Below are 15,146 nucleotides of genomic sequence, written 5' to 3'. Positions count from 1 at the left end.
CCCCGCCCCTGATCGTCTCGATCAGAGCTGAGCGCGCTGCTCAGCCGTGCGTCGACGGGTGCGCAGCACCGCGGCGACCACCAGCAGCCCGCCAAGACCCAGCAGACCCAGCGCGACGGCAGGACCGGCACCCAGCTGCTGACCCGTGGTGGGCAGCTGCCCACCCGGCGTGTGGATCGTCGTGCAGTCCGGATCGGTCGATCCCGACTCGCAGTTCACGACCACGCCCGGAACGGTCCCGAACACGTAGTTCGCGATCTTCGCGTTCGCCGCGAGCGGGCTGTCGATCTTCACCGAGTACCGGATAGTCACGGTCTGACCCACCGCGACGTCACCGGTCCAGGTGAGCGTCGTGTCGGTCAGAACCGGGAGTGCACCCGAGTCGGCCGTGATCGAACCCGGCTTGAGCGTGGCGTCGTCCAGCACGTCCGCGAGATCATCCGTCACGACCACGTCGGTGAGGGCAACATCACCAGTGTTGGTGACCTTCACCGTGTAGGTGATGTCCTGTCCGGCCACAACCGTCGATCCGCTCTTCGGGTCCGACGTCTTCACCAGCTGCAGTCCCGGGGTGCCGGGCGTCACGGTCGGCGTCGGCTCCGGCGTCACAGTGGGCGTCGGGGTCGGCGTCGCCGTGGGCGTCGCGGTCGGGGTGGGCGTCGCGGTCGGGGTCGGCGTCGGCGTCGCAGTCGGCGTCGGCGTCGCAGTCGGGGTCGGCGTCGCAGTCGGCGTCGGCGTCGGCGTCGCAGTCGGCGTCGGCGTCGCAGTCGGCGTCGGTGTCGGCGTCGGCGTGGGCACCGTCGGCGGGTGCGTCGTCGTGCAGTCGGGGTCCGTGGATCCCTCCTCGCAGTTCGACGGCACGCCGGGCGCGGATCCGAAGACCACGTTGCGCAGCACGTCAGATGCCGCCACATCGTCGTTCACCGTCACGGCGTACGACAGCGTCACGGATCCACCGACCGGCAGGTCGCCGTTCCACGTGAGCGTGGTTCCGGACAGCACCGGATCGGCACCCACCGTCGACGACTCCGAACCGGCGACGAACGTCGCGTTGTCGAGCACGTCAGACAGATCATCCGTAATGGTCACGCCCGTGAGCGCCGAGTTGCCGGTGTTCGATGCGACCACGGAGTACGTGATCTGGTCGCCGGGAGCCACCTCGGTACCCGAAGCCGGGTCGGAGGTCTTCACGATGTGCAGACCCGGGGTCGGCGTCGGCGGGTGCGTCGTCGAGCAGTCAGGATCGTCAGATCCCTCCACACAGTTCGACGGCACCTCCGGCGTCCCACCGGTCACCACGTTGCGCAGCACGTCCGTGGCAACCACGTCCGCATTCACCGTCACCGTGTACGACAGCGTCACCGTGCCACCGACCGGAAGGTCACCCGTCCACGTCAGCGTCGTCCCCGACAGCACCGGAGCAGCACCCACGGTCGACGACTCGGAACCGGCGACGAAGGTCGCGTTGTCCAGCACGTCGGACAGATCATCCGTCACGGTCACACCGGTCAGCGCCGTGTTACCCGTGTTCGAAGCCACCACCGAGTACGTGATGTCCTGCCCCGCGGCCACCTCGGTACCCGAGGCCGGGTCAGACGACTTCACGATGTGCAGACCCGGGGTCGGCGTCGGCGGGTGCGTCGTCGAGCAGTCAGGATCGTCAGATCCCTCCACACAGTTCGACGGCACCTCCGGCGTCCCACCGGTCACCACGTTGCGCAGCACGTCCGTGGCAACCACGTCCGCATTCACCGTCACCGTGTACGACAGCGTCACCGTGCCACCGACCGGAAGGTCACCCGTCCACGTCAGCGTCGTCCCCGACAGCACCGGAGCAGCACCCACGGTCGACGACTCGGAACCGGCGACGAAGGTCGCGTTGTCCAGCACGTCGGACAGATCATCCGTCACGGTCACACCGGTCAGCGCCGTGTTACCCGTGTTCGAAGCCACCACCGAGTACGTGATGTCCTGCCCCGCGGCCACCTCGGTACCCGAGGCCGGGTCCGACGTCTTCACGATGTGCAGACCCGGAGTGGGCGTCGGCGTGTGCGTGGTGGAGCAGTCCGGGTCCAGGAACGCGGCCTGAGCGACGTTGCGCACGACACGACGGCCGAGCTCACCATCCGCAAGACCCTCCTCCGGCATCTCCGCCACACAGTTCGACGGAGTCTCGGTCGACGTGGCCGTGATGACGTTCTTCAGAACGTCCGTCGCCACCACATCGGCGTTCACCGTCACCGTGTACGACAGCGTCACCGTGCCGCCGACGGGAAGATCACCCGTCCACGTCAGCGTCGTGCCGGACACGACCGGTGCAGCACCGACCGTCGACGACTCCGACCCGGCGACGAACGTCGCGTTGTCCAGGACGTCAGACAGATCGTCGATCACCGTGACGTTGGTCAGCACGGTGTTACCCGTGTTCGAGGCCACCACGGAGTAGGTGATGTCCTGACCGGGCGTCACCTGAGAGCCCGACGCGGGGTCGGCGGTCTTCACGACGTGCAGACCCGGAGTCGGCGTCGGCGGGTGCGTCGTCGAGCAGTCAGGGTCGTTGGTTCCCTCGACACAGTTCGACGGCACCTCCGGCGTTCCGCCCGTGACCACGTTGCGCAGCACGTCCGTGGCAACGACATCGTCGTTCACCGTCACGGTGTACGAGAGCGTCACCGTGCCGCCCACCGGAAGGTCACCCGTCCACGACAGCGTCGTACCCGACAGCACCGGGTCGGCGCCCACCGTCGACGACTCAGAACCGGCGACGAACGTCGCGTTATCCAGCACATCCGACAGATCGTCCGTCACGGTCACGCCGTACAACACCGTGTTGCCGGTGTTCGAAGCCACCACCGAGTAGATGATGTCCTGACCCGCAGCCACCTCGGTACCCGAGGCCGGGTCCGACGTCTTCACGATGTGAATGCCGGGGACACCCAGCACGGGGTTCTCCGTCGTGCACTCCGGATCCCCGGTGCCCTCGATGCAGTTCGACGGCGTCTCCGGCGAACCGCCGGTGACCACGTTGCGCAGCACGTCCGTGTCAACCGCGTCCGCCTTGACCTTGACCGTGTAGGTGATGGTGACGGAGGCACCAACGGGCAGATCACCCGTCCACGTCAGCGTCGTTCCCGACAGCGTCGGCGCGGCACCCAGGGTGGCGCTCTCCGATCCGACCACGAACGTGGCGTTGTCGAGAACGTCAGACAGGTCATCGGTCACGGTCACATCGGTGAGCACCGTGTTACCGGTGTTCGAGGCGACCACGGAGTACGTGACGTCCTGGCCCGCGGCGACCTTGGTTCCCGAGGCGGGATCAGAGGTCTTCACGATGCGCAGACCCGGGGTCGGCGTCGGCGTGTGCGTGGTCGAGCAGTTCGGGTCATCCGCGGCCGCCAGCGCGAGGTTGCGAATGACGCGACGAGCGACCCCGCCGTCCGACGCATCCGCGGCAGCGGCCGCAGCCTCGGCGACACAGTTCGACGGCGTCTCGGTCGACGTACCGGTGACGACGTTCTTCAGCACGTCGGTCGCCACGACATCGGCGTTGACCTTCACGGTGTACGCCAGCGTCACGGATCCGCCGACCGGAAGGTCGCCGGTCCACGTCAGGGTCGTCCCCGACACCACCGGGACAGCCCCGACCGTCGACGACTCCGACCCGGCGATGAACGCCGCGTTGTCCAGCACGTCCGACAGGTCGTCCGTCACGGTCACGTTCGTGAGCGCGGTGTTACCGGTGTTGGTGGCCACCACGGAGTACGTGATGTCCTGACCCGGCGTGACCTGCGAGCCCGAAGCGGGGTCCGACGTCTTCACGACGTGCAGACCGGGCACAGGCGTCGGCGGGTGCGTCGTCGAGCAGTCGGGATCGGTGGATCCCTCCACACAGTTGGACGGCGTCTCGGTCGAGGTGCCGGTGACGACGTTCTTGAGAACGTCGGTCGCCAGGACGTCCGCATTCACCGTGACCTTGTAGGTCAGCGTGACCGACTCACCCACACCGAGGTCACCGGTCCACGTCAGCGTCGTTCCCGCAAGCGTGGGAGCGCCGCCGACAGTGGACGTCTCCGACCCCGCCACGAACGTGGCGTTGTCCAGCACATCAGACAGGTCGTCCGTCACCGTCACGTTCGTCAGCGGGGTGTTGCCGGTGTTCTCGGCGACGACGGAGTACTCGATCTCCTGGCCCGCGGCGACCTCGGTGCCCGAGGCCGGGTCCGAAGTCTTCACGACGTGCAGACCCGGAACGAGCTTCTCGTTCTCCTGCGCACCGAGGTCGAGGACGTAGGTCGCGCGGTCTACGTTCGCCGGCGTCAGCGACACATCGATCGGATCGGCAAGCCCGATGTAGCCGGTGGGAACGCCGGTCTCGGTGAGCGTGTACTCACCCCACGGCAGTCCGGCAAGACGGAACTGACCGGCGACCGGGTCCTGGTCCGCCCCAGCGCACGGGGCACCAGTGCAGTCCGCAACGGTCATCGGGAAGCGGTCATCATCACGACCGTCCGCGATCTCGATCGTCCACTCCGATCCACCGAGCAGTGCGTCATCCGCACCGTCCACCTTCTGCCAGACCAAATCGGGCAGCAGCTGCAGGCCGACCGGACTCTGTTCGGTTGGCAGGGTCGAGCTACCCGACGACGCCTCCCGAGAGGTGACGGCCACGTTGTTCCACGCGATGCCGTCCAGGTCGGCACCGGGCGTGACGACGGCCTTCACCGGCAGCGTGAACGACTCGGTACGACCAGCCGGGAAAACCGTGCTGCCGAAGTCCATGCGAATCGCGGTCACGGCTGAGAAGTCGCCGCCCGCGGGCGTCGTGCTCCAGTCGTTGGTGCAGCCGGCAGGCGCGCTGGCTGTTGCGCCGCCGCCGCTCCCCGCGAGCTCGCCGCGGCACGGGTTCAGCGCGGTCGAGTACTGGACGGTGGCACCAGCAGGAGCAACCACTGGTCCGGTGAGTTGGACCGGGAACTCGGAGTTGCGCAGCTCCGTACTGCCAGGCAGGGTCAGCGTATCGCCGATGCGCGGGAGCAGGTCGTACGCAACGACGTTGGTGATGTCGACCGAACCCGAGTTCGAGACGTCGATGGTGTAGGACGCAGACCCCGTGATGTCGGTCGTCCCGACACCCGGTGCCGACAGCGGCGCGTCGTCATACGCACCCTGAACCTGCTTGTCGGTGCTGACGCCTGGAATCGGAAGCACCGTGTACTGCGAGGTGCCGAGGCAGCCCACCGCCACAGCGCGATCGCTGGTCGGCTGGAGGTTGGCGTCGACCATCGTTCCCGTTGCGCACACCAGGTAGGTGTCATGGACACCCGCACCGCCTTCTGCTCCGGTGAGGAGATAGGTGTTCGAGTAGGTGCCTGCCGGAACCCCGTCGTTCACCTTGACCTGGAACCGGACGAGTGCGATGTTCCCCATCGTCGCGGAAGACGTGATGTTGGCGTCCGGGAACGTCACCGTGATCTTCTGGCGTGGCTCGCCACCGACGGTCACAGGTTCGATCTCGATGTGCGGCGTACCCAACGCGTTGACAAACGCCTGGTTGCCCGCCGGCACAGAGCCCGAGCTGGATTGCTGAGGCACGATCGTCAGCGAACCCGGCACATACGTCAGGTTGGCCGGCAAGTACTCGGTGACCGTCGGCGTGAACGTCGACTGCGCGATCACCGCTGCGGGAGCGCCCGACCAGATCGATCGAGTCATTGTGAGGTCCACCGTAAGCGTGTCCCCGGTGGGAACCGCAGGAATGGCGGGACGGCTCGCCGCCGGAATAGCCGGGTCGTACATCGACTTGGCGGGACGCAACTGGAACGGGTTGGTCATGACCTGCCGATAACCGCAGTTTCCGCCGTTGGAACTGGCGTACTGCGGATTCGGCGTGGGGTTCCAGATGCGGCCGTCCTGGAAGGTGATGCGGTTGAGGGCCGTGCAGTTCTCCACCGTGACGAACCAAGGGTGAACGTCGGAGCGCGTCACGTCCAGGTCCGGGTTGACATACGTTGTGCTGACGTTGTCGAACGGGATCGACTGCGACGGCGTGCCGTGGATGTACACGTATCCGCCGCCGAAGGCAGGGATCTGCGTGTCGAGCGAGATCTTCGTGATCCACTGACCGGCGGGCAGCGCAATCGGCGTGGTGGAGTTGGTGCCGACGCAGTAGCGCTTGGTCGTGTCACTCAACGACGTGCCGGCCGGAATGGTGCACACCCCGGTGGCCCCGGTGTTCGTGGTGTAGTTGATGTCGAGCTGATTGAACAGCATGTCCGCGCTGAACGTCAGGTTCGTGAACGCCGGAGTCGCACAGCTCGTGTCCGAGGTGTCCTGCGGCGAGGTCAGTGCACACGGCAGCATGTCCGTCACCTGCCAGCGCGCAGGCTGCGAGTCGTTCGAGCGCGCGTTGAAGGTGTAGATGCTGTTCTGCACTGTCGATACGCCGCGGTACAGCGGATTTCCCACGGCCCAGTCGTAACCGGGCTGCTTGGCAACGCTTGCGCCGGCGCTACCCGCCCGAAGGGCGTGCGACGTCGCGGCGCTGTCCTGCAGCACCACGTCCGGCTGCCCCCAGGCGTTGGCGCTGACGGCGACGTTGTTGGTGACAGCAGCGGGGTCAGGGTTCGCGGAGAAGGTGCCCGAGGGGTAGACCGCGGTGACCTTCAGAGCGGCACCGGTCCAGTTCGTGGTCCCGCCATACGGCTTGCAGGCGAAGGTGGTGTCGTCGATCGACGAGCCGAAGTTCCAGGTGATGGTCCCTGTCGCTGCGTCATAGACGCCGCCATTGGACGCACTCACGAACTGAGCGCCGGCTGGCAGTGTGTCGACCACGGTGATGTTCTGCAGCGCCTGCGTGCCCAGCGCGTTGCAGACGTCGCTCATGTTCTGGGCGTAGCCGCTGCTGGTGTTGACGGGCATCTGCGAGTCGTATCCGAAGAAGATGTCGTACGTGACCTGCTGGTCGACATACGGAACGTCGGTCGGGGAGAACTTGCGCTTGATGACGGACAGCGAGGAGCTCGCCTCGACGGTGGTCGTCGCCTGTCCGGTGACGGCGGTGGCACCGGTCGCCGTGAACGTGGCGACGGGTGTGATGGTCGAATCATCCGGCGTCACCTTGTTCGGCGCCATCAGCGTGAAACTGATCGTCCCGGATTTGCCGGTGGGCACTGCGGCCGGGAACTTCCAGACCAGTTCCTGGTTCGGTGCCGTGCCAGTGATGGTCGCGGCACCCGTGACGGCGATGCCATCGATGGTGAGTGCACTCTGACTCGTCACTGTCAGGGGCACACCACCCGGGTACGCGGCACTACCGGGCATAGCCGTGGGCACGGGAATACGGATCTCCGCGTTGTCACAGGTCCCCGCACCATTACAGGCCCACAGCACGCGGAACGACGCCCCGGCTCCGGACAGCACAGAGGTGTCGACGGCCTGCATGGACATGTTCAGCGTGCCACCGGCGGCCATAGCTGCCGTTGGTGCGGAGAACATCGGGGCCAGAAGCATGACGGCTGCGAGAAGCACGCCGCTGACCTTCCACCCACGACGGGACTGGGCCCGTGCAATTCGAATGTCGTCACTTCGACGACGAGAGCGCGCAGAAAATAGGCGCATTTAGATCATCCTCCCCAGGAATGGCGTGTGAGTCGCGGACCGGCTTCGGGCTGCTAGCACCGCACGCCAGTCGTAATGACCCAGCGCTCACACGTCTTCCGAGGCTAACCGGGCGGAGGGCACTTCATGACACTTGAGAGAGGCATTGACCCCACTTGTGGGGTCATTGCCAGGAAACTGCTGTGAAGCGTCTGTTGGCGGGGACAGCAACGCCCCCGCCAACCGGCGGGGGCGTTGCGAGAGGCCCGGTCAGGCGCCCTTCAGACGCTCCGTGAGGTACGCGTTGAGCTCGGCAAGCGGCACACGCTCCTGCGCCATGGTGTCGCGATCGCGCACGGTGACGGCGTCGTCCTCGAGCGAGTCGAAGTCGATGGTGACGCAGAACGGCGTGCCGATCTCGTCCTGGCGGCGGTAGCGACGACCGATCGCGCCGGCGTCGTCGAAGTCGATCACCCAGCGGCCGCGCAGTTCATCGGCCACCTGGCGAGCCAGCGGCGAGAGCTTCTCGTTGCGGCTGAGCGGCAGCACGGCCACCTTGACGGGAGCCAGACGCGGGTCCAGCTTCAGCACCGTGCGGGTGTCGGTGCCGCCCTTGGCGTTGGGGACTTCTTCCTCCTCGTACGCGTCGACGAGGAAGGCCATCATCGAACGCGTGAGGCCGAACGAGGGCTCGATGACGTACGGCGTGTACCGCTCGCCGGAGGCCTGGTCGAAATAGGTGAGGCTGGTGCCGGAGGCCTCGGTGTGGCTGGAGAGGTCGTAGTCGGTGCGGTTGGCCACACCCATCAGCTCGCCCCACTCCTTGCCCGGGAAGCCGAAGCGGTACTCGAAGTCGATGGTGCCGGCCGAGTAGTGCGCGCGGTCCTCTTCGGGAACATCGAACTGACGCATGTTCTCCGGCGTGATGCCGAGATCGACGAACCAGTTCCAGCAGGCATCCACCCAGTGCTGGAACCACTCGCCCGCCTCGGCTGGCGGCACGAAGAACTCGATCTCCATCTGCTCGAACTCGCGCGTGCGGAAGATGAAGTTGCCGGGCGTGATCTCGTTGCGGAACGCCTTGCCCACCTGGCCGATGCCGAACGGCGGCTTCTTGCGCGCTGCAGTGACCACGTTCGCGAAGTTCACGAAGATGCCCTGCGCGGTCTCCGGACGCAGGTAGTACAGACCCGACTCGTCGTCGACGACTCCGAGGTAGCTCTTCACCAGACCGGAGAACGCGCGCGGCTCGGTCCACTGACCGCGGGTGCCGCAGTTCGGGCAGGCGATCTCGGCCAGACCACCCTGCGGTGCGCGGCCCTTGCGCGCCTCGAAGTCCTCGATCAGGGTGTCCTCGCGGAACCGCTTGTGGCAGCTGAGGCACTCCACGAGCGGGTCGGTGAAGGTGGCGACGTGACCGGATGCCTCCCAGACACGCTTCGGGAGGATCACCGACGAGTCCAGGCCCACCATGTCACCGCGACCGCGCACGAACGTCTGCCACCACTGCCGACGGATGTTCTCCTTCAGCTCGGTGCCGAGGGGGCCGTAGTCCCAGGCCGAACGCGAACCGCCGTAGATCTCACCCGCTTGGAACACGAACCCGCGGTGACGGGCGAGGGCGATGACTTTGTCGAGGCGGGACTGCTCGGCCACGGTGGCTCCAATGGTCGTCTTGTGATGCGCGAACGCGGGAGAAGTACGAGATCGCGGGGGGAGGCGCGGAATCCGCGCTCGTCTGAGTCTACCCGGGCCGACGGCCCGTCCACCCGTGCGCAGGCCTCGTCCTGACGGAGTGCGACCGCTGTTCGGGTCCGGTCTTTCTCTCGCTCTTCCCGACGCAAAACTAAATCGCTATAGTCGGAGCATTCCCGTCGATCGAACCGCAGATTCGGAGCCTCCTATGCCCCTTGACACCCCGCTGCGCTTCGGCGCGAACTACACCCCCGCCACCGAGTGGATGCACTCGTGGCTGGATCTCGATCTCGACGACGTGCGACGAGACTTCGCCGGTCTCGCCGAGCTGGGGTTGGATCATGTGCGCATCTTCCCGCTCTGGACCGTGCTCCAGCCCAACCGCACGCTGATCCGCGAGAAGGCGGTCGCCGATGTGCGTGCCGTCGTCGACGCGGCGGCCGAGTTCGGGCTCGATGCCAGCGTCGACGTCATCCAGGGACACCTGTCCAGCTTCGATTTCATCCCGTCGTGGCTGTTCACCTGGCACGACAAGAACATGTTCACGCACCCCGACGCGCTGAGCGGTCAGGTGGCACTGGTGGAGCGGCTCGGTGCCGCGCTGGGCGACGCGGACAACTTCCTCGGCTTCACACTGGGCAACGAGACCAACCAGTTCTCGGCAGAGACGCACCCGCACCAGTGGCCGGTCACCCCTGCAGAGGCGAGCAGGTGGATCACGACCCTGCTCGACGCGGCCGAACGATCCGCGCCGGCGCAGCAGCACGTGCACAGCGAGTACGACGCGGCCTGGTACATGGACGGGCACGGATTCGTGCCGACGCAGGCGGCACGGCTGGGCGCGATGACGACGGTCCACTCCTGGATCTTCAATGGCACCGCGCAACGCTACGGTGGCCGTTCAGTCGCCTCCGACCGGCACGCGGAGTACATGATCGAGCTGTCCCGCGCCTTTGCGACCGACCCGCACCGCCCGATCTGGCTGCAGGAGGTCGGCGCACCCTCGAACTGTCTGGAGCCGGCCGAGACCCCCGATTTCCTCGAGGCGACCGTCCGATCGGTCGTGCGCACGGACAACCTGTGGGGCATCACGTGGTGGTGCTCGCACGACGTCAGCCGCTCTCTCGCGGACTACCCGGAGCTGGAGTATTCGCTGGGGCTCATCGACAACGGCGGCGCAGCCAAGCCGATCGGCCGCCGGTTCGCGGAGATCATCCCCGAGCTGCGCGAGCGGCGCCCGGTTCCGCAGCGTTCGCTCGGCATCGTGATCGAGGTGGATGACGAGGAGATTCCGGTCAGCCGCGGTGCGATGAGCCCGGGCGGCGCGATCTTCCAGGCTTGGGTCGACGCCACCACCGACGGAGCGGATCCGACCTTCGTCACCTCGCTGGCGGCGGCCGATCCTGACACTCTTGCGGCGCGGGGCATCAGCGAGCTGGTGCACCCCGACCTCTCCACCGGCGTGGGCACGTACTCGTCGAACAACACCGTGGTGCTGTGACCGGCTGATCCGTCGGCGGCGGGCCGAGGGTGTGCCGCAGGCACATAGGGTGGATCAGTGGCACGAGACGAACGACGCAATCTGACCCGAATGCCCAACTCTGCCGCCGTGGTCGCCGTGCTCGCGGTGGCGGGACTGTGCTCGTCGTTCATGTTCACGCTCGTGGTGCCGATTCAGGCCGCGCTTCCCGAGCTTCTGAACGCCAGCCGCGACGACACCGCGTGGGTCGTCACGTCCACGCTGCTCTCCGCCGCCGTGATCACCCCGATCGCGGGTCGGCTCGGCGATATGTATGGCAAGCGCCGCATCATCCTGGTGCTGCTGGGGATTCTGATCGTCGGATCGGTGATCGCCGCGCTCTCCCACAACCTCCCCTGGATGGTGGTGGGGCGAGTGCTGCAGGGTGCCGCCACCGGCGTGATCCCGCTGGGCATCTCGGTGCTGCGTGATGTGCTGCATGAGGATCGCATCGATTCCTCGATCGCGCTGATCTCCGCGACCCTCGGCGTCGGCGGCGCGATCGGGCTGCCGGTGAGTGCGCTCATCACGATGAACGCCGACTGGCATCTGCTGTTCTGGATCGCCGGTGCGCTGGGTGCCATCGTGTTCCTTCTGGTGCTGTGGATCATCCCCGTCAGCGTGCTGCGCTCCGGCGGGCGGTTCGATCTGCTGGGCGCCGTGGGGCTCGCGGTCGGTCTTCTCGGCATCCTGCTCGCGGTGTCACGCGGCGCATCGTGGGGGTGGGTGTCGCTGCCGACCCTCGCTTCCGGCATCGGCGGCGTGATCGTGCTGCTGATCTGGGGCTGGTACGAGCTGCGCACCACCGACCCGCTGCTCGATCTGCGCGTGGCCGCGCGACGACCGGTGCTGCTCACCAACCTGGCGTCGATCGCGCTGGGCTTCGGCCTGTTCGCCTCGAACGTGGTCTATCCGCAGATGCTGGAGTTGCCCGTCGAGTCGGGCTCCGGATTCGGGCTGTCGCTGTTGTCGGCCAGTCTCATCGTGATGCCGTCGGGCATCGTGATGATGATCCTGTCACCACTGTCGGGGCGGCTGTCGCGGGCCGTCGGACCGCAGCTTCTCCTGGTGCTGGGATCCGCGTCGATCATCGCGGCGTACGTGTTCACGCTGCTGTGGAGCACCGAGATCTGGCAGATCCTGGTCGCGAACATCCTGATCGGCTTCGGCATCGGCTTCGGCTACGCCGCGATGCCGATGCTCATCATGCGCTCCGTTCCGGCCAGTGAGACGGGCGCATCGAACGGGCTGAACTCGCTGTTCCGGTCCCTGGGCACGAGCGTTGCCGCCGCGGTGGTCGCCGCGGTGCTGGCCGCGGACACCGTTCCGTTCGGCGAGGGTGTGGTTCCGAGTCCGGAGGCGTTCCGCATCTCGTTCGCCCTGGGCGCGGGGGCTGCGGTGATCGCGCTGGTGCTGGCGCTGTGCATCCCGCGTCGCGGTCATCAGGAGGCACACCCCGCGCTTCCGGAGTAAGGGGCCGAGCTCAAGCGTCGCGACATCGCCGCGCACGAACAGAGGAGATTTACACGGAGAGCGGTCTCCGACACCAAATCGGTCCTCAATTCGCGACAATGCTTTCCGTTCGCGACACGCCTGCGCGCTGCCGCGACGGCGTCGCGTCCCTCGCGGCAGTGTCAGCGAACGCGGCGGAGCGAATCCGGAGACAGTTCACGCACCGCAGTGTGGCCGGCGAGGCCGAGGGTGATGTCGAGTTCGGCGATGTGGTTGCGAATGACCTCGTGCACGCCTCGCTCACCCGCGATGCCGAGACCGTACGCGTAGGGACGTCCGATCGCCACGGATGTCGCCCCGAGAGCGAGCGCGACGGCGGCGTCGGCGCCCCCGCGGATGCCCGAATCGAAGATGATCGGAGCACGCGTTCCGACCCGCTCGGCGATCTCAGGCAGCACCGCGAGCGTCGGCACGGAGCGGTCGATCTGGCGACCACCGTGGTTCGAGATCCAGATCCCGTCGGCTCCGGCTGCAAGCGCCGCCTCGGCATCGCCGGGATGCACGATGCCCTTCACGATGATCGGGAGGTGCGTCCAGGAGCGCGCTCGCGCAAGATCGTCCCACGTGAGCGTGGGGGTGGAGAACACGTCGAGGAAGGTCTCGATGGCCAGACGCGGCAGCGGGGAGCGGAGACTGTCGCGCAGGCCGGTGCCGGTGATCGCACGCCCGGTTCGCGCGATACTGAGCCCAGCGGCCACGGCCTGCGGAGTGACGCGAACTGATGGTCCCTCCTCACGCGGCTCGCGCGCGCGTTCCTCCACGATGGCGCGGAAGACCGGATCGGAGGTGTACTGCGCCAGCCCCAGTCCGCGGGTGAACGGCAGGTACGCGAGGTCGAGATCGCGTGTGCGCCATCCCAGGATGTGCGTGTCGACGGTGATGACGATCGCCGTGCAGCCGCTCTCGCCGGCCCGGCGCAGCAGTGATTCGTTGAGAGCATCGGACGCAGACCAGTAGAGCTGGAACCACCGCTCCCCCTGCGGCGCCGCAGCAGCGACCACCTCCATCGAGAACGACGCCTGACTGCTGAGCACATACGGCACACCGAGTGCCGCTGCGGCGTGCGCGACCGCGCGATCGGCATCAGCGTGCGCGAGCTCCATCACCCCCAGCGGCGCGAGAAGGAACGGTGTGCGACGGACACGACCGAAGAAGTCCGTCGAAAGATCTCGCTGTGAAACGTCGCGCAGCGGCCTCGGCCAGATCTGCCAGTCGTCGAAGGCGGCACGATTCGCAGCAACGGTGGACTCGCCCCCGGCACCCCCGGCGATGTACGCGAACGCCTCGGTCGACATCGTTCGACGAGCCCGCTCTTCAAGAGCATCGGACATCGTCGGAACAGCGGGCTTGGTCCCGCTGATTCCGGCACGATACACGGACGACTGGGTCTCGCGGCCGAAGCCGCCGGGAGCTGCACTGCTCATGAAGGTCAGCCTAGATCCACCGTCCGGTTCCTGAGCGAGCGAAGCGAGACGACGTGCGCTTCGCAACCGGGAGTGGCAGCTCCGCCACGCAGGTCATCACGCCAGGTCGGCTCGCTGACGCGGGATCGGAGTCAGCGAATCACCCGACCACGAGCGAGATCGATGAGGTGCGGGAGCACGGCGGAGCCGGTGCGGAGGCCGGAGTGCTCGTTCGCGCTGGTGAGGTACTGGTGCACGCCGGGGATCAACGCCGCCGTCTCCAGGGAGAACTCCACCGGCACGTAGACGTCGTTGACGTAGATGGAGGCGGCACCCGTGGCACCGGACGCGGCGATCGCTTCCGCATCGTAGAGCTTCGGCCACTCGTGCGCGGCGAGGGTGTCGACGACGTCCGCCCACGGCTGGAAAGCGGGGACGGTACGGGTCCAGTCGCGGCGCACGTGCTCGCCGGTGAACAGCGTCACGTCGTCGCGATAGTCCTGCGGCTCGGTGCGCTCGGCCGACCAGTTCGTCGCGAAGCCGTCGGCGTAGCTGGATTCGTGGAACACGTAGTACAGCGGGTTACGACCACCGAACGGCATGAGCGCGGCGAGGTCGTAGCGGAAGGCGTTGGTGGCCGGGTCGGCGTCGAGCACTCCCCACAGCCGCTGCCATCCGTTGTCGTCTCCCAGCGCCGAGCCGATCGATCGCAGTCGCGACACCGAGACCACTTCGCCGCCCGGCAGCACGATCCGCCCCGCATCGGCGAGGTCCACGAGACGGCGCATCGCGTCGCGGTGTTCCGGGAAGCGTCGGTAATACCGCTCCGTCATCACGCGCATCTTGTCGTAGCAGAGGCCGTAGACGTCATCGGGGTGACGACCCACCGCGCTGAGTCCACCGGTGATGTACATGTCGTCGAGGGAGGCGGCATCCGTCGTCAGGTACGCGAGCGTGGTGAAGCCGCCGAAGGACTGCCCGAGGGTGTTCCAGGTGCGTGCACCGAGATGCTCGCGCATCGCCTCGGCGTCGCGGACGATCGCGTCGGCACGCAGGTGCGTGAGGTACTCGGCGACGTCGATGCCGGAGTCGAGGATCGCGTCGCTCACGGGCGTGGATTTGCCGGTGCCGCGCTGGTCGAGCAGCACCACGCGGTACTCCTGGAGAGCCGCGTCCAGCCACCCCGGCGCCAGCGGCGCGCGGAACGGCGACGGCGCTTCGTTTCCCGGACCGCCCTGCAGGAACGTGAGGTACGGCAGATTCTCGCCGCCCTCACGTGTCACGACGGCGGCATGCACGTCGATGGTGCGCGTATCCGAGTCATCACCCCACACCAGCGGAACGGTGATGACGTGGTCGTCGACGGTGAGATCCAGCATGCGGCGAGTGGTGGTGGTCACGGCTCCCATCGTAGGGCTGGG

6 protein-coding genes are annotated in these 15,146 nt (G+C 67.1%); 2 read left to right on the top strand and 4 right to left on the bottom strand.

Annotated elements, in window-relative coordinates; translation table 11 throughout:
• Positions 1–21: 21 nt before the first annotated feature.
• Together ABTV68_RS02300 and ABTV68_RS02295 are read right to left on the bottom strand one after the other, a co-directional pair.
• Positions 22–7,527: a DUF7507 domain-containing protein gene (locus ABTV68_RS02300; RefSeq protein ID WP_433676002.1), complete on the bottom strand. Its 7,506-nt coding sequence runs from the start codon at positions 7,525–7,527 to the stop codon at positions 22–24.
• Positions 7,528–7,866: 339 nt separating this feature from the next.
• Entirely contained in the window at positions 7,867–9,252 is a 1,386-nt protein-coding gene (locus tag ABTV68_RS02295) for a glycine--tRNA ligase (RefSeq protein WP_433676001.1), read from the bottom strand.
• A gap of 247 nt (positions 9,253–9,499) precedes the next feature.
• Here ABTV68_RS02295 and ABTV68_RS02290 point away from each other — a divergent pair, with 247 nt between their 5' ends.
• Together ABTV68_RS02290 and ABTV68_RS02285 are read left to right on the top strand one after the other, a co-directional pair.
• Positions 9,500–10,792, top strand: coding sequence for a glycoside hydrolase 5 family protein (locus ABTV68_RS02290; protein ID WP_433676000.1), 1,293 nt, complete (start codon positions 9,500–9,502; stop codon positions 10,790–10,792).
• Positions 10,793–10,882: 90 nt separating this feature from the next.
• Positions 10,883–12,283 (top strand): MFS transporter, encoded by a 1,401-nt coding sequence (locus tag ABTV68_RS02285; RefSeq protein WP_433675999.1) that lies wholly within the window; start codon positions 10,883–10,885, stop codon positions 12,281–12,283.
• A gap of 161 nt (positions 12,284–12,444) precedes the next feature.
• Here the strand turns inward: ABTV68_RS02285 and ABTV68_RS02280 are convergent, their stop codons facing one another.
• Both ABTV68_RS02280 and ABTV68_RS02275 read right to left on the bottom strand, forming a co-directional pair.
• Positions 12,445–13,746, bottom strand: a complete 1,302-nt coding sequence (locus ABTV68_RS02280) for an alpha-hydroxy-acid oxidizing protein (protein ID WP_433675998.1) — start codon at positions 13,744–13,746, stop codon at positions 12,445–12,447.
• A gap of 131 nt (positions 13,747–13,877) precedes the next feature.
• On the bottom strand, positions 13,878–15,134 hold the full coding sequence (locus ABTV68_RS02275; RefSeq protein WP_433675997.1) for an alpha/beta fold hydrolase: 1,257 nt from the start codon (positions 15,132–15,134) through the stop codon (positions 13,878–13,880).
• Between the last annotated feature and the right edge of the window lie 12 nt (positions 15,135–15,146).

It is taken from the genome of Microbacterium gorillae (genome assembly GCF_050990725.1).
In the GTDB taxonomy this organism is placed as follows: Bacteria; Actinomycetota; Actinomycetes; order Actinomycetales; family Microbacteriaceae; genus Microbacterium; species Microbacterium gorillae_A.
This window is presented reverse-complemented; position numbering and strand designations above follow the sequence as displayed.

Coding starts and splice junctions, on each gene's coding strand:
- ABTV68_RS02285 (WP_433675999.1), top strand. CDS start 10,883: ATGCCCAACTCTGCCGCCGTGGTCGCCGTGCTCGCGGTGGCGGGACTG.
- ABTV68_RS02290 (WP_433676000.1), top strand. CDS start 9,500: ATGCCCCTTGACACCCCGCTGCGCTTCGGCGCGAACTACACCCCCGCC.
- ABTV68_RS02275 (WP_433675997.1), bottom strand. CDS start 15,134: ATGGGAGCCGTGACCACCACCACTCGCCGCATGCTGGATCTCACCGTC.
- ABTV68_RS02280 (WP_433675998.1), bottom strand. CDS start 13,746: ATGAGCAGTGCAGCTCCCGGCGGCTTCGGCCGCGAGACCCAGTCGTCC.